This window comes from Gordonia sp. GN26, assembly GCF_054823965.1.
Map to the genome: position 1 here is coordinate 24,085 of NZ_JSYC01000039.1, position 17,121 is coordinate 41,205.

A 17,121-nucleotide genomic window follows, 5' to 3' on the forward strand; every position below is an offset into this window, starting at 1 on the left:
AGGCGAGGAGCCTGCGACGAAACGTTCCCCTCGCTGGTTGAGTAGGCGAGGAGCCTGCGACGAGCCGTATCGAAACCACCCTCACCTCAACGACTTCCGCATCAGTACCCGCGGGAATCCGTTCAGTACCGAGGTCGTGTCGGCGGCCTTGGTGAAGCCCGCCTTCTCGAACAGTCCGCGGGTGCCGACGTACGCCATGGTGAGATCGACTTTCTCGCCACGGTTGTCGACTGGGTACCCCTCGATGGCCGGCGCCCCGTTGGACCTCGCGAACTCGACCGCGCCGTCGAGGAGCGCATGTGAGATCCCCTGCTTGCGGTGGCCGGGTCGGACCCGGATGCACCAGACCGACCACACGGGGAGATCGTCGACGTGCGGGATCTTGCGATTGGTTGCGAAGGTCGTGTCCGCGCGCGGTGACACGGCAGCCCAGCCGACCACGTCGTCGCCGTCGTTCGTGGTCTCGTAGGCCAGGACTCCGAGCGGAATCCCGCTGTCGCACAACTCCTTCACGTACTCGCCGCGCTGCTCGCGGACCAGTGCCTGATTCTGCTTGCTCGGGATGCGGTAGCTGAGGCACCAGCACACGTTGGAGGTCGGCTTCTTGGGGCCGAGGATCGTCGCCATGTCGGCGAAGTTCGTCGCGGGCCGGACGTCGATCGTCATGCGTCCCAGCATCACAACCGGCGCGGACCTGGCGCAAGGGCCAGATCGTGTCCGCGATCAGCGCTGGATGCGGGGAACCGACCGGTAGACCGTGCGGAACCAGATGGTGGTGAGGATGTCGATGGCGGTGTCGTCGTCGGGGATCGACCCGACCACGCCTCCGCGGACGGCGAGCCAAGACCAGCAGGAGGATTCGAGCGTGTTCACCAACGCCGACGCGAGCGGTTCGAGGGGGAGGCCGACTTCGTACCCGGCGCGTTCCGCGCTGCGCAATCCCGCCAGAACCTGTTTGATCCCCGACGCCCGGTTGGCGTGCCAGCGGTCCCGGAACTCGTCGTCGAGCATGGACATCTGGAACAGGCCGATGATCTCGGGCAGGTACTTCTTGTAGGTGGTCCAGTAGGCGGTGACCGCGGCGCGCACTCCGGCTTCGGGATCGCTGTGGCGTGTTGCGAGGGACCCCTCGACCACCTCGTCGCTGAACTGGTCGAGTAGCGCTTCGAGGAGCTGATCTTTGTTGTCGTAGTAGTTGTAGAACGAGCCGGTGGAGCGTCCCGCGGCCTCCGCGATGTCGGAGATCTTGGTGTTCAGGTAGCCCTTGTCGGCGAAGCACCGGCGTGCCGCGTCGAGAAACGCGGCCTCGGTCTGACGTCCCTTGTTCGTCGGCGGCACCCGAGCACTCCTTCCGGGGACTGATCGATATATCGAACCACGCGTTCACATTGGTCGGAGAAGGTCCGGTCGAATGGTGTGGTCCTTGTCATATTCTGAACCTGAATCTAGCATCAGAAAAGTCGAACGGGAACCACCGGTGTTCCCGCGTAACCGATCGCGCCTGCTCGTCTCTCACGAACACTCACACAGGAGTCAGCCAGTGGAATCGTTCATCCAGCACCGGAAAGGTCGCACGCCGCGACAGGTCCACCGCGACGTCGAGGATCTCAAGGACGACGAGCTCGGGCGGTACGGGTTCACCGGCCGCACGGCACACCTCTACCGGCGCAATGACCCGACCCAGTTCCGCGCGGTCGGAACCCACACCGGCGTCGACCGCTTCGTCACCGAGCTGACCCCGACCGATCAGATCGACCCGTCGGGTGAGCCGCTGCTGATGTTCTACAACGACGACTGCCGCATCTCGCTGAGTCGCCGCGGCGAGGCCGCACCGTTCTGGTTCCGTCCGGTCGACGGCGACGAACTGGTCTTCGTCCACGAGGGCACCGGCTACTTCGAGACCGAGTTCGGCCGGTTGCCCTACCGCCCGGGGGATTACGTGTACATCCCCAAGGGGTGCACGTACCGCCAGATCCCCGACGACCAGTCGCTGCTGCTGATCATCGAGGCGGTCGACGAGTACCGGGTCCCGGAGCCGGGCGTTCTCGGACGGTTCTTCCCGTTCGATTCGTCGCTGGTCGCCGTTCCGGAAGCCGAGGTCTTCGAGGGTGACGGACGCGAGGAGTACGAGGTCCGCTTCCGTCAGCGCGAGGGACAGACCACGCTGTTCTATCCCTTCCACCCGCTCGACGTCGAGGGCTGGCGCGGGGATCTGTTTCCATTCACCTTCAACATCGAGGACTACGACGTCATCACCTCGGAGTCGGTGCACCTGCCGCCGACGGTGCACCTCTTCATGCAGGCCACCGGCGTGTACGTGATGAACTTCCTGCCGCGGCCGGCCGAGGCCCGCAAGGGTGCCGAGCGACTGCCCTGGTACCACCGCAACACCGACTTCGACGAGATCGCGTTCTTCCACGGCGGCAGCCTGTTCGGCGCCGGCATGCCGCCGGGATTCGTCTCGCATGCGCCGCAGGGCATCCACCACGGCATCCCCGAACGTGCCCGCGAGCGGTCGCGCCGCAAGTTCGACGAGTTCGACCGCGTGGAGTGGAAGGTCATCGCGATCGACACGCGTCGTCGTCTCATCGCGACGCCGGTCATGACCGAGTCGGCGCAGGCCGAGGTCCAGGAAGAGGCACAGGTATGACGTCGGCGACCACGAATACGGCGAACACGTTGCCGCGCCACGAATACGAGCGCATTCCCTACCTCGTCGTCTTCGACGACACGTCGGCGTACAAAGACACCTATGGCGGTGTCACCGAGAGCGTCGTCCTGGAGAGCTACCTCCTCAAGCCGGTCGGCGTGCCGTCGAAGAACGTCATCATCTTCATGCACCCGATCGGCGGTGGTGCCTACCTGCCGATGACCAACGCGCTGGCCCGCGCCGGGCATCACGTCATCTACTGCAACAGCCGGTATCGCGGCGTCGACAGTGCGCTGATCATGGAGAAGGTCGTCCAGGATCTCGGCGCCTGCGTGAAGGACGCCAAGGAGCGCCTCGGCTACGAGAAGGTGATCCTGGCCGGCTGGAGTGGTGGCGGTGCGCTGTCGCTGTACTACCAGCAGCAGGCCCAGCATGCGACGGTCACCGAGACCCCGGCGGGCGAACCGCCAGACCTCACCCGGCTCGACCTCCCGGCCGCGGACGGCATGATGCTCCTCGCCGCCCACGTGTCGCGGCACGGGACGCTGACCGAGTGGATGGACCCCTCGATCCTCGACGAAACCGACCCGGAGAAGCGCGATCCCGAGCTCGATCTCTACAACCCGGCCAACCCGAACCAGCCGCCGTACACCGCGGAGTTCCTGGAGCGGTACCGAGCAGCGCAGATCGACCGCAACCGCCGGATCACCGCGTGGGTGAAGGAACAACTCGCCGACCTTCGCGGCCGTGGCGAGCCGCTGATGGAACGCGGTTTCATCGTCCACGGCACCATGGCCGACCCCCGGTGGCTGGACCTGTCCGTCGACCCGAGCGACCGCAAACTGGGCTGCTACCTGGGTGATCCGCGCATCGTCAACATGGGTCCGGTCGGCCTGGCGCGCTTCACGACGCTGCGAAGCTGGTTGTCGCAGTGGAGTTATGACGACGCCCACGGCGACGGTCCGCGCTGCGCCGCCGATCTCGAGGTCCCGACCCTCGTCATCGGCAACTCGGCCGACAACGCGTGCACGCCCAGTCACACCCACCGACTGTTCGACGCCGTCGGACACCCCGACAAGACGCTGCACACCATTACCGGTGCGACGCACTACTATTCGGGGCGCGAACAGATCCCGCACCTCAAGGAGGCGGTCGGCATCATCACGGGCTGGATGGGTGAGCGGGGTTGGGCCAACTGATCACCGGGTTCTCTGAGATCCGCCCTGAAATGCGCCCCTGAGTTCCGCCCCCGGAATGCGCCCTCCGTAGCGCCGCCGGCGACATAGTGTCATCGAGTCGGTTGTGGAAGGTCTATTCCAGGGGCGGTTTCCAGCGGAGTTATCCACAGCCCCGGGACGCCACGCTCGATCGAGTCCCCAGCACCTGACACTGAAGCGATGGACTACGACCAGCTCATCGAGCGCTTCGGGGGTGTGGTGTCGACCCGCCAGCTGCTCGAATCCGGAGAGACCACGCCGGATATTCGACGCGCCGTCGAAACCGGTGCGATCCAACGGATTCGGCACGGATGGTTTCGGGTTCCCGATGCCGACCCCGACGTGGTTGCGGCGGTGGCCGACCACGCCATCGTGTCGTGCGCGAGTGCGCTGCTCCGCCACGGATTGTGGATTCCCGACCATCCCGTCGAGTCCCATGCGCGCGTGACGCGGTACGAACGACGTCGGTCCCCCGACCGTTGCCGATGCCACGGCCGCCCGACTCCGGCTCTGGCCGCCGTCGACGATGTCGCGACCGCTCTGCAGTACGCCGCACGGTGCTTCGACGAGGAGGGCTTCGTCATCCTGTGTGACTCCGCACTACATCACGGCAAGCTGACCCACGACGATCTCCGTTCCGAGTTCCGACTCGCCCCACTCGCGATCAAGAACGCAATAGGGAGGTGCAACCGGCTAGCGGCGTCGGGAACCGAGACTGCGGCACGCCTGAGGCTGAGGAGTGCCGGGCTACGCGTCGAGGTGCAGCATCACGTGCCCGGGGTGGGTTGGATCGACCTGCTCGTCGGTGAGCGGCTCGCGATCGAACTCGACAGCCGGGCCCACCACACCGGCGAGGAGGACTACGAAAGCGACCGCGTCAGGTCCCGCAAGCTCATCCCGCTGGGCTATCTACCGATGCGACTCACCTACGCGCAGGTGTTCAGCCACTGGGAGGCCACGTACGCCGACATCGCGGCCGGGGTCCGGAAGGGGTACCACCGCAACCGCGCCGCCGCCGGAAACCGCCCCTGAAATCGACCCCTGATCTCCACCCTCCACAGCCCGCCCGACGACACTATGTCGCCGCCGGCACCGCCACCGAGGGTGCTTTCCAGGGGCGCTTTTCGGTGCGGGCCGCCGGGCATGACCCGCAAGCCCTCAGCCGAGCAGCTTCTTCTGCACCTTGCCCATGGCGTTGCGAGGGAGTGAGTCGACGAACCGGATCTCACGGGGGCGTTTGTGGTTCGACAGTTCGCCGGCGACGAACTCGATGAGCTCGGTGTCGTCGACCTCGTCGGCCACCACATACGCGACTATGCGCTGGCCGAGGTAGTCGTCGGGGACGCCGATCACCGCGGTTTCACGTACGGCCGGGTGCGCGAGGAGCACGGTCTCGATCTCCCCGGCGCCGATGCGGAAGCCGCCGGACTTGATGAGGTCGGTGGACCGGCGTCCGACGATGCGGTGCATGCCGTCCGGGTCGATGACGGCGACGTCGCCGGTGGCGAAGAAGCCGTCGTCGAGCCAGGATTCGGCGGTCGCGTCGGGTCGGTTGAGGTAGCCCGACGCCATCATCGGTCCGCGGACGTGGAGGTCGCCGACGGATTCGCCGTCGTGGGGCACGTCGGCGTCGCCCTCGCGAAGGCGAGTCTCGACTCCCGCGAGGGGAAGTCCGACCCAGCCCGGGCGACGCTCGCCGTCGACCCGGGTGCTGACGGTGATCAGGGTTTCGGTCATGCCGTAACGTTCGACGATCTCGTGACCGGTGAGTTCGCGGACACGGTCGAAGACGGGAACCGGCAGTGGGGCACTGCCGGACACGAGAATGCGTGCGCTGGAGTGCGTTCGGGCGGCTTCGGGATCGGCGCCGACGCGACTCCACACGGTGGGGACCCCGAAGAACATCGACGCACCGGCTTCGGCGGCGGAGGCATATCCCGCCGCGGTCGGCTTCTCGGTGTGGATCAACCGGCCGCCTCGGCGGAGCGGCCCGAGAACGCCGAGGATGAGCCCGTGAACGTGGAAGAGCGGAAGGCCATGCGCGAGTGTGTCATCGGCGGTCCACAGCCAGGCATCCGCGAGTGCGTCGAGTCCCTCCGCGATGGCCTGACGGGTGATCGGCACACCCTTGGGGAGCCCCGTGGTGCCGGAGGTGTAGAGGATCAGTGCCGTCGAATCGGCGTGGGGTTCGGGATGCCGATGCCACGACTTCGCGTAGCGACGGACCGGGACCACCGGCAGTGTGGCGTCGGCCGGCCCCTGTCCCAGCCAGGCCTGTGCGCCGGAATCGGCCAGGATGTGGGCGAATTCGCGCGGACCGGAGTCGGGCGGCACCGGGACCACCGGCACACCGGCGATCAGACCGCCGACCACCGCGAGAACGGTCTCGACCGTCGGCTGCGCCAGAACCGCGACGGTGCGCGCACCGGCAATCCGTTCCGCGACAGCGGTGGCCGCACCGACCAGGTCTTCCCGCGACAGTCGATCCTCACCTATCCGGATCACTTCGGGATCGTCCGGGGCAGTGGGGGTCAACGTCGGCAGGAGCACCCTCTCACTGTGCCACGACCGGCGCGCCGTCCCGTGGACCCGGCGCGACCTGCGAGGTCACCCGGCGTGCGCGAGAGCCTCGGCCCGCTCCTTGATCCCGTGGAGCATCTTGCGTTCCATGATCAGCGACCCGGGCTCCATCGGGATCATCGCCAGCTTCTTGCCCAGCCCGGGCAGCCGAAAGCGGTTCCGGCTGATCAGCCGCGTCGAGTCGCCGTCGGGGACCAGGGTGAACGACCACACCCAGTCACCGTCGGTGGTCCGGGTGACGAATGCGCGGCCGGGGTCGGCGATCTCGATGCGGGAGGCCTCGGGTCCGACACCGATCGTCTCGCCGACGACCGGATGCTGGAACTCCTCGAGCACCCGGTCGGTGCTGTGCATGTCGAGCCCGAGCAGGTTCTCGATCCAGTCGTAGGTGTAAGCGCCGCCCCGCGGCGACGGTCCCATCTGGGCCAGCCACGGGTAGATCGCGTCCGGTGGTGCGTCGATCGTGATCGCGCGCGTGGCCACACCCTCGGCGTCGGGCAGGAACTCGTCGCCCGGGAGTGCTGCGGCCACCTCCTCGTCCGTTGCGCCCCAGGTCATCACCCACGGCCGGACCCAGGCGCAGTACGCAGCGGCGGAACACGCGGTCGAAGCCAGCAGACCTGCGATGATCGGGCCGCTCCTCATTCCGGGTCCCGGTTCGACGCGGCGGACAGGGGGCGAGCCGGATACGGGTCGTCGGGCCGCGGTACCGGGCGGCGCGACAGCGTGCGCCGCCATAGGATCGCCAGGCAGATCTCGATGATCCCGAGTACGACGATGATTGACCTCATACCTCCAGTCTGCGCGCCCGGCGAGTCGGCGTCGTGGGTACTAGGTCCCTGACCAGGACGTTCTCAGGGGCGAACCCAACCGTCGGCCATGAACTCGAGGAGGAGCTGGGCCTTGTTGCCGATGGGTCGCCCGGCTTCTTCGTAACGACGCACGACGCGGCGGTAGTGCTCGCGGACCGTGCTCTCCGCGATCTGGTGTGCCTGCGAAGTCTCGCGGAGTGTGGCGCCGAGGGTGTAGGTCTGCAGGATCTCGCGCTCGCGTTCGGTCACCCGCACGCGGTCGGCGGGCGCGTGCGGAGTCGACTGCTGATCGGGCGGGCCGACGATCGCGGCAAGGGCCTGACGCAATGCGGATTCGGCGCCCGGCGAACGGGGTGAGATGCGGATGTGGTCGCGGGAGGCGATCCCGTCGCCGAGGAAGACGACGCGCACATTGCGCAGCATCGACGCACGCCGGACCTTAGCGAGCGAGCCGGGCGACCTGACCAGGAGGACGGCGGGATTGCGCAGGGAGGGAATCTGCCCAGGCTCGACCAGGGTGGCGCCGTAGCCGGCCCCCTCGATGAGGGCCACCAGTGCGGCGTCGAACAGATCGCCTTCGGCGACCACGACGGCGAGGCGTCTCAGATGGGAGTGGGGCTGCGACCCGGCGGATTGCGGGACGGTCCGGCCGACCGAATTGAGTCGGGACACGTTGGGCTGCGGGTTTGTCTCGTGCTGGCGGTGAAGTTCATCCAGAGGGGCTGACATCGGTACCGTCCTTCTGTAGACAGAATCCTGCTGCCGGCCCCGCGTGCCGCCGATTCTCTCGACCCGGCGGCATGATGGGAGCCGTGATCGACCTTGCTCGCGATCGGTTGGCAGGCGGAGAGATGAACTGCTCTCAACGTCTACTTCTCTAGAGTTACGAACATTTGTCGATAAGTCATGGCCTTTACGGCTTGATTGATAAGTAATCGAGTCATAATTGGCTCGAATGACTCCAATCAATGCGTGATCACGCACGAATGGTCGGTATCGGGCAAAATCATGCACGTGCCGAACCGTCTGCGCGTGCTGGTTGCCTCCCCGCTCGGCCACGTCGTCGCCGGCCCTCTCCAAGGCGCGCTCGAGCACGCCGTCGTCACGGTGGCTACGAGCGATGACGAGTTCACCCGCTCGGTTGCCGGCCACGTCCGGTTCGACGTCGTGATCGCGGACCTCATCTGGAACCGTCCCGACTTGGAATGGCGCTTCGACGGCCTCGACGCCATCGACGCCCTCGACAAACACGATCGTCAGGCGCCGGTCATCCTCGCGACCCAGGGGCACGGACTCGAGTTCGATCATCTCGATGAGGCGCGCTTGCGCGACGAGGTCGCCGGCGTCATCGCCAAGTCCGACGGATTCGCGACGCTCATGAGTGCGGTGCGCGCGGTGGCGCTCGGTCAGGGTCTCGGGGAGAAACCGCGGCCCTCGCGCAGGAGGCCTTTGTACGAGTTGTTCACGGGGCAGCGGGGTCATACCGCGGGACGTCTGGCGGGCGCGATCGCCTCCGGCAACGCGTCCGATGGTGCGAGCCTGGCCCGCGCGGCCAAGGTCTCACCCAACACGGCCAACAAGGTGACGAGTCACTACCTCGGTCCGATCATCTGTGAGCGCGGCGAGGAACCGCCGTCCTCACCGATGACGCAGGCGGCTGTCTACCGGTGGTGCGGTCTGCACGCGCGGTACCTGATCAGCTGGTGCCGCCGGCACGGACACTCGGACGTGCTGGGTCCGATGCCGGTTTGACCGAACAACGGTCGTGGAACCACTCGAGGATCTCCACACCGGCGAGAGCGCCGGTTTCGGTGGTGACGGTGAGCCCGGGCGTCGTCCACTCGAGCAGCTCGAGTTCGCCGTGGCGCGGCCGGATCGCGTGGTCGGCGAACTCGAGAAGGTCGGCGTCGAGCCACCCGTCCCCGGCCGCGTACAGCTCCGCGTCCGTTGCGATCGCGCCGTCGTCGACAAGGCGCCGGCGCACCTCGGCGATCGCCGCGGACTTGGTGACCGACCGGGGCGTCGCGTAGATCTTGCGACCCTGTTGCGAAGCCGTCCACCCGTGCGCCGCGCACCAGTCCTGCCAGGCAGTCAGGAATTCTCTCGGCTGGGCCGCCGGTTCGACGACGAGGTAGCAGAACAGGTCGTCGGCGACGCGCAGCGACTTCACCCAGGAATCGTCGACGCGGGTTCGGAGTTCGGTCAGTACCTCGTCGAGTGCTGCACCGGAATCGGCGACTGCACGCTCGACCCGGTGACGCCATTCCGGGTCGTCGGTTCCGTCGACGATAATCCGCCCGCCGTTGCTCGCCACGGCATACCGAAACGGCCCGCCGGGCAGCGCGATTCGCTCGTACTGCGCGGGCGTCCGGGTCGTCGTCGGGATCACCGGCACCCGGTCGGCGAGGCGGGAGAGGAGTTCGACGGCGGTCGTCGTCATGTACGACAGCGGGGCGTCGCGGTAGATCTCGACGCAGACGGTGTCGAGGGTCGCGAACTGTGCCTCGCCCATCGCCGGCCGCGAGTAGATCATCGTCCGGTCGAGGTCGGTGGCGACCAGAACGCTCACGCGTCCTCCTTGATCAATCCGACACACGAGTAGGCAAGACCGGGCGAGATTTCCACCGGCACTCCGCGTTCGGCGGCGAGCAACCGGATGTGGCGGTGTTCGGGCAGGTTGTCGGCCCGGACCAGGACCCGCCACGGCACCCGTCGCAGCAGCACCCGGGTCGTCTCGCCGACGCCGGGCTTGACCAGGTTGATCGACGACAGTCCGTAGTCGAGCTGGATCTGCTCGACCGAACGCCAGCCCGACCAGGTCGGTGTCCGTTCCTCCGGGGACAGGGCGGCGAGCGTGGCGGCGACGCGGTCGGCGACGGCGGGGAACTCGGCGCTCACCGCGTCGAGAAGCCGGCCGGAGACGTCGAACTCGGCCAGATGTCGATAGAACTTGGCGCCGTGGAACTCTCCCGGCCCGATGTGGTCGGCGTTGAGGACCGTACGCGACACCAGTCCTGACACGGTGGAGTTCAGGCATGCCGACGCGATGAGGAAGTCGTCGCGTGTGCCGAACAGGGTGGTGCAGGACCCGGGGTCGGCGAGTACCGCCAGCTCGTCGTGCAGGGCCGGGCGATCGGGCAGCTGTGCGTAGTCGGCCAGCGCCGCGGTGAGTTCGCGCTGGATCGCACCCTTGCCGGTCCAGCCGTCGACGAAGACGACCGATTCGGCGGGGTGACGTTCGACGATGTAATCCAGTGCGGCCTTGTCGATCCCGCGGTCGCGCACGATGGAGATCGTGTAATGCGGGGGCTCGATACCGTGGACGGACTGGATCCAGCGGCGGATCAGGATTCCGACGGGTGTCCCGGCTCGCGCGAGCGAAACGAGTGTCGGGGATGAACTCCGTTCGGCGAGGATCAGTTCGGAGACGACTCCGACAGCCTCGGCGAGTCGTTGCGCCGACGACGCCAGCGTCGCATGGAAGAGGTCCTGATATTCGCGACCCGGTTGGTACTCGATCGGCAGGGACTCGGCGTAGTGCGCCTTGCCCGACTGGATTCGGCGTTCCCGCTCGTGCAGGTCGCCCTCGAGTGCGATGTCGGAGAGATCCTTGAGCAGCCACGTCACCTCGTCGGGTGCATAGGAGCCGAAGTCGGGACCGCGGAGCGGAGGTGTGGACGTCACGGGTTGACCGCCTGTCGTGATGCGCGGAGTTCCGCCTGGTCGGTTGCCGGGAGGATCGCCAGTGTGACGGGATGGCCGGCGGCGGTGAGGACGTCCAGGAGGCCGCCGGGGGCGCGCAGATCGGGAGTGTCTGCCGGGGTGTCGACCACGACGACGACTTGCGGATCGGGCAGGGCGTCCGACGAGACGTTGTAGATGTAGCGCGGTGTCTCGGGATCGGATTCGGGTGCGAGGAAACGGAATCCCCGCCGCAGCGGGTAACCGGGCACGTCGTGGACCTGTGCAGGCGACCGGGTGGTCGTCTGGTAACCGGTGACGAAGCCGCGCTGCTCGAGGCCCTCGGCGATGCACAGCGGCGCGTACATCAGCTCCTCGTGTCCGACCACGACGACCGGCCGGTGCGCATCGAGACGCTCAGCGATGGTTGCGGCGGCGGCTTCGGTTGCCTCTCGGAACGGCCCCGCATCGGATCGTTCGAAACCGTGACGGCCACCGTCGGGTGTCCCCACCGGCCAGTCGAGGTCGAGCGTGGTGACGTCCGTGCGTTTGCGCGCAACGGGATTGAGCGTGCCTGATGTCAGACCCCACACGTCGTCGAGCAGAGTGGATGGCAGCGTGACCGAGCCGTGAGCCAGTGCGACGTAGGAGACCTCCACGCCGAGGTCGGCGGCCGCCTTCGCGCATTCGGCCCGCTGGTCGGGGCTGCGCATGTCGACGAGCGAGGCGACGACGAACCGTGTGCGCGGACGCGTCGCGACGATCGTCTCGATCGCACCCAGTGCCGTGGTACCGGTGGAGATCTCGTCGTCGACGAGGATCAGCGTCTCGTCCGGTGTGGCGGCGTCGAGGAAGCCCGGGTCGCTCGGTTGCAGCAGGTGGGTCGTGGCGTGGGAATGACCCTCTTCGAAGGTCCCCGACACGACCACGCCGGGCAGCTGGCGTCGCGTCGAATGCAGGTAACGGGATGCGGAGATCCGCTGGGCGACACAGTGGCCGAGGCCGGTCGCGGTCTCGGCGAAACCGAACACGATGGAGTTGCGCGCGGCGTCGGCGCCGATCTGCTCGATGATCGCCGCCCCGAGGTCGTCGGCCGCACCGCGAACGATGTGAGGGGGCGTGGGGATGTGCTTGCCGAGCACGGTCGAGACCAGTAGGTGGGCGCGCCGTTTGTTATGTCGCAGACCGAGGACGACGAGGTCGCGCAGATGGTGCCCGGCATACCCGGTGCCCTCGGACGCGACCTGCACGCCGAAGCGGGTGGTGACCCAGTCCGGTTCGCGGTCGGACGGCTCGTGGTTCACTGCGTTCACCGGGCCGCCGGTCCCGGAGCGGCGAGGGCGGTCAGGAGATCGACGAAACCGATGCCCTGGCGGGTCACGCCGAAAGCGGCGGCCCGGTCGATCACGCGCAGCGCCCAATTGCGATGTGGTTTCAGCTCGTTCATCTTGTTTCGGTACGACGATGCCCGGACACCGCCGGCTTCGCCGGCGAGGATGTCGAGCGCATCGTGATACTCCTCGTGGGTAACCGCGGACAGCGCGTGCACGGCGGCGACGTGGGCCGGATGGATCACCGTCTTGCCGTGGAGGCCGTTGGCGCGGTCGAGCGAGATCTCGCGCAACAGGCCGTCCATGTCCCTGCTGACCAGTTGCTGCCGGAAGTAGACGGCGTCGTTCTCGCGAAAAGGCGTGTGCCGCAACATCGGCTGGAACATGCGCTCGTGATCGGCGAAGTACTCCCACACCGGCCCGGTCACGACGAAGCCGGATTCGTCGGTGCGTCCGAGATGGTTGACGATGCCGGCGATCACGTCGGCGGCGACCCGGACGTCATAGATCGTGAGGTCGCGGTCGCGACGGATGCCGAAATAACCGCAGATGTCGGTGGCCCCGATACGAACGGCGAGTACGTTGGCGCGATGCGCGCTGAGGTGTGCGGCCAGGGCGGTGAGTTCGTCGTCGCGTGTCTCGCGGTGGACCACCGCGGCGGACTCCAGAACCGGCATGACCCAGAGGTGTTGTCCCAGTAGCTCGCTCGCCTGGACGACGGCGGCGAGCGCCTCTTCGGCGTTGGTGGAGTCGAACTTCGGGACGACGAAACCGGTCAGCGCGGACGGAGTGTTCGCGCCGGAAGGGGTCTTGAGCGCCCTGGCGATGCGCAGGATGCGGTCGGCCGATCGCGGACGGACGAAGAGGAGCATCGGCGCGCCGGGATTCTCCCCGATGTCGCGCAGGGCTGCGACCGCGTGGTCGATGGCGTCCGATTCGTCGTGATCGGCGACCGCGTCCTCGAGGTCGATGACCATGGAGATCACGCCCTCGGCCCGCCGCTTGCGGATGACCTCGACGAGATCGGGGCGGGTGGCGGGCACGTAGAGGGTGGCGCCGAGCGCGATCGCCAATCTCGGTGCGGGCCAGGTGCGATCGATCGCCTCCGGGTGCCGGAAGAACAGCTGCTCACGGGTGGCAGGCCCCAAATGACCGAAATGCCGGATTGTTCCGGGTTCGAGCCCGGGATCGTCGTGGCGTGCCGTGGTGGTCATCGTGCGGCCACCTGTCCTCTCATCCGGGAAACTATCTCGCTGATCCGGTCGTCCACGGCCCGCAACTGGGTCAGATATCCCCAGTAGTCGGGGTGGACGCGATCGAGCTCCCCCTTCGCACGCTCGATCCGGTCGGCCTGAGCATCGAGTACCGAGCCCCATTCGTCAACCAGAGAATGGTTGACCGCGAAGCGTTGGGCGTCGCGGAGTCGGAAGCGGACGCCTCGTTCGGCGTCCTGCGGATCGGCGCGCACCTCGCGCAGGAGCCTCAGCCGATCCAGGGCGGCGTCGACCGCGGCCTCCGCGACGGACAGATCATCGCGGGCGGCGTCGGCCTGTTCGATTGCCTGGTCGGGTGCGTCGGCGAGCATTCCGCGCGCCGTCGAGATCGCCGTATCCGCATGGGCCAGACGCTCGTCGACGATGGTCTCGGTGCGCTCCAGGTCGGTGGAACAGTCCGCGCTGAACTCCCGGCGCAACGTCGAGAGCGTGTCGGGAACCTGTGCGCTGCGGGTCGCGATGGCGCTGCGTCGGGTTTCCACCGACCGGATGACCCGACGGGCGCGGTCGGCGAACGCGGGCGCCTCGCGGAGGAGGCTCTCGAGCCGCTGTGCCGACGTGATGACCGTCGCAGCCGCCGACTGCCGCTCACGGAGGGCTGAACTCTGCTCGAAAACTCTCAACGCCCGGTCGAGTTCGTCGGTGGCCCGGGTCACCGACTGCAGCCGGCCGATCGCCGGACCGGCGTTCTCCAGGGCCGTCATCGCCCGATGCGAGGCGACGCGCGCCTCGTGGTCCTGGGCGTTCGCGGTCTGCACCGCGGAACGGGCGCGTCGGAGTGCACCGGCGTTCGCCTCGGCGAAGCCGCGCATCGACGCGGTGACCGCCCGGAGGGCCTCGGTGGTGCGGTCGTAGTCCTGTTGCCGGACGCGCGTGCCCGCGGGCGGGGAGACCAGTTGGAGGTAGTCGGCGGTCACCTGGGCGTGCTGATCCCGGATCGCCGACCACGCCTCGCGCAGCTGCGAGCGCGGGTCGGTGGCGGCGACCACCGCGACCGCCGGATCGATTTCGGCGAGGACCGTCTCGGACTCCAGGAAGGTCGCTGTCATTTGTTCCGATGATGCAGGTGAGGCGGAATTCGTGCGTGAATCGTTGCCGAACCAACGACGTACGAAGTTTCCAGGCACGACACGATGCTATCGGCTAATTTCAACTCGGTATGAGGCCGGACCGATCGACTCACAGCTGAGCTCATCAGCCACCTCATGGCGCAGATGGATGCCGATCGGCGGCGGTGCCGTGATTCGGGGACGGCGTCGGGGAACACACGAGGGGGGCCGAGCGGCGGCCTCCCGGCGGCGCGAGAGAGGCACGTCGAATGCAGTTGGTACAACGATCCAAACGCGTGGTCGAGGCCAGGCTGAACAACACCGCGGTCCGCGCGATCAGCGGATCGATGGTGGCCTACGAGGGGCAGGTCGCGTTCAAGTCGGCCGGCTTCGGCGGTGGTGACGGCGTGCTCGCCGGTCTCAAGCAGCGGGCGACCGGTGAGGCGTTGTCCTTCATGGAGGCCTCGGGCAACGGCATCGTGTACTTCGCCCACAACGCGGCCGAGACGACGATCATCGAACTCAACAACGAGACGCTGCAGGTCGAGTCCCAGCAACTCATGGTGCTGAACGGGAACCTCCAGACCAACGTGACGTTCGCGGGTCTGCGCGGCGCGTCGTCGGGACAGGGACTGTTCACGACGACGGTCAGTGGACACGGCCAGATAGCCCTGCTGTCCAACGGTGGCCCGCTGATCCATCTGGAGGTGTCACCCCAGTACCCACTGGTCGTCGATCCGGATGCATTCGTGTGTGCCCGTGGGCAATTGAGCCAGTCCTTCGTCACCGACGTCTCCTGGCGCTCCGCCCTGGGGCAGGGTGGCGGGGAGGCCTTTTCGCTGCGGTGGGACGGCAGCGGAGTCGTGTCGATCCAACCGGCCGAGCGGTGAGGGTGAGGTAGCGAATGTTCACCAAGGTCAACAGCAAGATCGTCTCGGTCGACATCGGCCGCAGTGGTCCGATCGTCGCCCGCAAGGGCGCGATGCTCTTCTACAAGGGCAATGTCTTCTTCCAGCCGCACCAGGTCGGCGGTGGAATGGGCGGCGGCATGCCGGGATTGGGCGCGATGGGCGGCATGGCCGGCCGGATGCTCGCCGGCGAGCACGAGTCGACGATGATCGCGCAAGGCCAGGGCGAGGTGCACTACGGGTTCCTCGGGATCGAGGTCCACGTCGTCGATCTGGGCGCGGTCGGCGGCACCATCCGCGTCGAGGCGTCTCGGCTGCTCGCGTACGGGGCCGATCTGCAGGCATCGGTGGTCTCGGTCGCCTCCCAGGGAAGCAGCGTCGGCGGTGGTGGCGGAGGCGGTGGCCTCTTCGGTGCCCTGCGCTCCGCGGCTGCCGGTGTCGTCACCGGCCAGGGCATGTTCACGACGCAACTCTCCGGGGCGGGTTCGGCGGTGATCCTCGGTCACGGAGGCGTTTTCGAACTCGAGGTGTCGCCGAACAAGCCGCCGGTGACCGTCGACCCGCAGGCCTTCGTCGGCTCCGCTGGACAGGTCAACACCAACCTGCGTTCCACCGTCAGCTGGCGCAACGTAGGCCGGACCGGAGGCGAGGCAATGCAATTGGAGTGCTCCGGACAGGGCATCGTCTACGTGCAGGCATCGGAGGAGAAGCTGTGAGCCAACTCAACACCGTGTGGAATCCGATGACTCTGCCATCGGACGACAACGTCCCGGACAACAACTACTCGTTCTGCATCGATCTCACCCAGCCGTGGTTCATGTCCAAGGGCGCGATGATCGCCTACTACGGCCAGATGCAGTTCACCTCGCTCCAACAGGGATTGCAGGGCCAGCTGCTGCAGATGGTGGCGCAGCAATTTTCGGCCCCGCTGTACCTCGGTGACTATGTGGTCGCCGAGGGCCAGGGCAAGCTGATCATCGGCGACCGCGGTTACGACATCAACGCCTACGACCTCGAGGACGGCAACCTCACGATCCGTGCCTCGAATCTGCTGGCGTTCCAGCCTCAGCTGTCGCTGAACCAGTCGATCGTGCCCGGCTTCCTCACCCTGATCGGCACCGGCAAGTTCCTGGCGTCGTCGAACGGGCCGGTCATGTTCGTCGAGCCGCCAGTGCGCGTCGACCCCGAAGCGCTTGTCGGATGGTCGGATTGCCCGTCCCCGAGCCATCACTACGACCAGGCGTGGGTGAACAGCTTCATCGCCGCCGCCGGCCAGCGCTTCGGCATCAGCTCCGGCGAGGAACGACAGTTCGACTTCACCGGCGCCGGAACGGTTCTGGTGCAGTCGAGCGAGAAGGTGCGCGACGACTCGTCGGTCCTCCGCACAATCCAGGGCCAGCTGCCGGGCCTCTCGGTGCCGGGCCTGCAGCAGATCAACCAGCAGATCACCCAGCAGCTCACGCAGCACCAGGGCTGAGCACGACCCATACGACAACTGCGCCGCAGATCCCGGAAGGATCTGCGGCGCAGCTGTTTATTCAGTCGCGTACGAGCAGGTTTCGCGACCCGGCTCCGCTCCCTGAGGTGCAAGGAGTGTTGGCGGCCGCCTTCGACGCTCC

Annotated in this window: 18 protein-coding genes; 7 read left to right on the forward strand and 11 right to left on the reverse strand. The window is 67.2% G+C overall.

Going from position 1 to position 17,121, the window contains the following annotated elements; all coding sequences use genetic code 11:
* Positions 1 to 81: 81 nt before the first annotated feature.
* On the reverse strand, positions 82 to 666 hold the full coding sequence (locus OK17_RS10740; RefSeq protein ID WP_461417433.1) for a GNAT family N-acetyltransferase: 585 nt from the start codon (positions 664 to 666) through the stop codon (positions 82 to 84).
* 57 nt (positions 667 to 723) lie between these two features.
* The gene (locus tag OK17_RS10745) at positions 724 to 1,338 is read right to left on the reverse strand and encodes a TetR/AcrR family transcriptional regulator (RefSeq protein ID WP_232716825.1); all 615 of its coding nucleotides are present in this window, start codon (positions 1,336 to 1,338) and stop codon (positions 724 to 726) included.
* Positions 1,339 to 1,540: 202 nt separating this feature from the next.
* Here OK17_RS10745 and OK17_RS10750 point away from each other — a divergent pair, with 202 nt between their 5' ends.
* The 3 genes from OK17_RS10750 to OK17_RS10760 all read left to right on the forward strand — a co-directional run bounded on the left by OK17_RS10750 (position 1,541) and on the right by OK17_RS10760 (position 4,899).
* Positions 1,541 to 2,650: a homogentisate 1,2-dioxygenase gene (locus tag OK17_RS10750; protein WP_232716826.1), complete on the forward strand. Its 1,110-nt coding sequence runs from the start codon at positions 1,541 to 1,543 to the stop codon at positions 2,648 to 2,650.
* Positions 2,647 to 3,849 carry an alpha/beta fold hydrolase gene (locus tag OK17_RS10755; protein ID WP_461417434.1) on the forward strand — a complete coding sequence of 401 codons (1,203 nt, stop codon included), beginning with the start codon at positions 2,647 to 2,649 and terminating at the stop codon, positions 3,847 to 3,849. The genes OK17_RS10750 and OK17_RS10755 overlap by 4 nt, the downstream gene beginning before the upstream one ends.
* 198 nt (positions 3,850 to 4,047) lie before the next feature.
* A complete protein-coding gene (locus OK17_RS10760; protein WP_461417435.1) occupies positions 4,048 to 4,899 on the forward strand; it encodes an endonuclease domain-containing protein in 852 nt (283 codons plus the stop codon).
* Between the two features lie 126 nt (positions 4,900 to 5,025).
* On the opposite strand, the gene OK17_RS10765 is transcribed toward OK17_RS10760, so the two are convergent.
* The 4 genes from OK17_RS10765 to OK17_RS10780 all read right to left on the reverse strand — a co-directional run bounded on the left by OK17_RS10765 (position 5,026) and on the right by OK17_RS10780 (position 7,988).
* On the reverse strand, positions 5,026 to 6,417 hold the full coding sequence (locus tag OK17_RS10765; RefSeq protein ID WP_461417436.1) for an acyl-CoA synthetase: 1,392 nt from the start codon (positions 6,415 to 6,417) through the stop codon (positions 5,026 to 5,028).
* Positions 6,418 to 6,474: 57 nt separating this feature from the next.
* A complete protein-coding gene (locus tag OK17_RS10770; protein WP_461417437.1) occupies positions 6,475 to 7,092 on the reverse strand; it encodes an SRPBCC family protein in 618 nt (205 codons plus the stop codon).
* Entirely contained in the window at positions 7,089 to 7,238 is a 150-nt protein-coding gene (locus OK17_RS10775; protein ID WP_461417438.1) for a hypothetical protein, read from the reverse strand. Before OK17_RS10775 ends, OK17_RS10770 begins: the two co-directional genes overlap by 4 nt.
* Positions 7,239 to 7,301: 63 nt before the next feature.
* Positions 7,302 to 7,988 carry a helix-turn-helix transcriptional regulator gene (locus tag OK17_RS10780; RefSeq protein ID WP_006361074.1) on the reverse strand — a complete coding sequence of 229 codons (687 nt, stop codon included), beginning with the start codon at positions 7,986 to 7,988 and terminating at the stop codon, positions 7,302 to 7,304.
* Between the two features lie 279 nt (positions 7,989 to 8,267).
* On the opposite strand from OK17_RS10780, the gene OK17_RS10785 reads away from it, so the two are divergent.
* Positions 8,268 to 9,011, forward strand: coding sequence for an MSMEG_1198 family transcriptional regulator (locus OK17_RS10785; RefSeq protein WP_232717095.1), 744 nt, complete (start codon positions 8,268 to 8,270; stop codon positions 9,009 to 9,011).
* Here the strand turns inward: OK17_RS10785 and OK17_RS10790 are convergent.
* Genes OK17_RS10790 through OK17_RS10810 form a run of 5 tightly spaced genes read right to left on the reverse strand, consistent with a single transcriptional unit; the run spans position 8,956 to position 14,594 of the window.
* The gene (locus tag OK17_RS10790) at positions 8,956 to 9,828 is read right to left on the reverse strand and encodes an HAD family hydrolase (RefSeq protein ID WP_232716832.1); all 873 of its coding nucleotides are present in this window, start codon (positions 9,826 to 9,828) and stop codon (positions 8,956 to 8,958) included. The genes OK17_RS10785 and OK17_RS10790 overlap by 56 nt on opposite strands.
* Positions 9,825 to 10,943 (reverse strand): cysteine protease StiP family protein, encoded by a 1,119-nt coding sequence (locus OK17_RS10795; RefSeq protein ID WP_461417439.1) that lies wholly within the window; start codon positions 10,941 to 10,943, stop codon positions 9,825 to 9,827. The genes OK17_RS10790 and OK17_RS10795 overlap by 4 nt, the downstream gene beginning before the upstream one ends.
* Positions 10,940 to 12,253, reverse strand: coding sequence for a phosphoribosyltransferase family protein (locus OK17_RS10800; protein ID WP_461417440.1), 1,314 nt, complete (start codon positions 12,251 to 12,253; stop codon positions 10,940 to 10,942). Before OK17_RS10800 ends, OK17_RS10795 begins: the two co-directional genes overlap by 4 nt.
* Positions 12,250 to 13,485 carry an HpcH/HpaI aldolase/citrate lyase family protein gene (locus OK17_RS10805; RefSeq protein ID WP_461417441.1) on the reverse strand — a complete coding sequence of 412 codons (1,236 nt, stop codon included), beginning with the start codon at positions 13,483 to 13,485 and terminating at the stop codon, positions 12,250 to 12,252. Before OK17_RS10805 ends, OK17_RS10800 begins: the two co-directional genes overlap by 4 nt.
* Positions 13,482 to 14,594 (reverse strand): hypothetical protein, encoded by a 1,113-nt coding sequence (locus tag OK17_RS10810; protein ID WP_006361068.1) that lies wholly within the window; start codon positions 14,592 to 14,594, stop codon positions 13,482 to 13,484. The genes OK17_RS10805 and OK17_RS10810 overlap by 4 nt, the downstream gene beginning before the upstream one ends.
* A 269-nt stretch (positions 14,595 to 14,863) precedes the next feature.
* On the opposite strand from OK17_RS10810, the gene OK17_RS10815 reads away from it, so the two are divergent.
* From OK17_RS10815 to OK17_RS10825, 3 genes are read left to right on the forward strand one after another with little or no spacing between them, the layout of a single operon-like run.
* The gene (locus OK17_RS10815) at positions 14,864 to 15,484 is read left to right on the forward strand and encodes an AIM24 family protein (RefSeq protein ID WP_006361067.1); all 621 of its coding nucleotides are present in this window, start codon (positions 14,864 to 14,866) and stop codon (positions 15,482 to 15,484) included.
* A gap of 14 nt (positions 15,485 to 15,498) precedes the next feature.
* Positions 15,499 to 16,218: an AIM24 family protein gene (locus OK17_RS10820; RefSeq protein WP_461417442.1), complete on the forward strand. Its 720-nt coding sequence runs from the start codon at positions 15,499 to 15,501 to the stop codon at positions 16,216 to 16,218.
* Positions 16,215 to 16,979, forward strand: a complete 765-nt coding sequence (locus OK17_RS10825; RefSeq protein WP_232716839.1) for an AIM24 family protein — start codon at positions 16,215 to 16,217, stop codon at positions 16,977 to 16,979. The genes OK17_RS10820 and OK17_RS10825 overlap by 4 nt, the downstream gene beginning before the upstream one ends.
* Positions 16,980 to 17,121 lie beyond the last annotated feature (142 nt).